The sequence below is a fragment of the Halomonas sp. ND22Bw genome (assembly GCF_003011945.1).
In the GTDB taxonomy this organism is placed as follows: Bacteria; Pseudomonadota; Gammaproteobacteria; order Pseudomonadales; family Halomonadaceae; genus Halomonas; species Halomonas halophila.
Map to the genome: position 1 here is coordinate 1 of NZ_PXWD01001469.1, position 247 is coordinate 247.

Below are 247 nucleotides of genomic sequence, written 5' to 3' on the forward strand. Positions count from 1 at the left end.
GTCTGGCTGCGCTACCGCGTCGAGGCGGCGCCCGACGCCTGATACGGTTTCTGGGTGATGGCTTCGGTCTGCTTGCGCGCGACGCGCTCCCTCTCCTGGAAGGAGAGGGTTGGGGTGAGGTGTGTGACCTTTCCGGATGATCCGCACACCTCACCCTGTCCCTCTCCTTCCAGGAGAGGGGACCCGCGCTCGGGCCTGACGAGCGTTCGCAGAGCCCGCAAGCCCGGGCTCAGGGCGGCCACTGCGG

At 68.8% G+C, this 247-nt stretch carries 1 protein-coding gene; it reads right to left on the minus strand.

Going from position 1 to position 247, the window contains the following annotated elements; all coding sequences use genetic code 11:
* Positions 1–11 precede the first annotated feature (11 nt).
* The coding region (locus tag CVH10_RS27055; RefSeq protein ID WP_219925047.1) for a hypothetical protein at positions 12–247 on the minus strand (236 nt) is incomplete at its 5' end.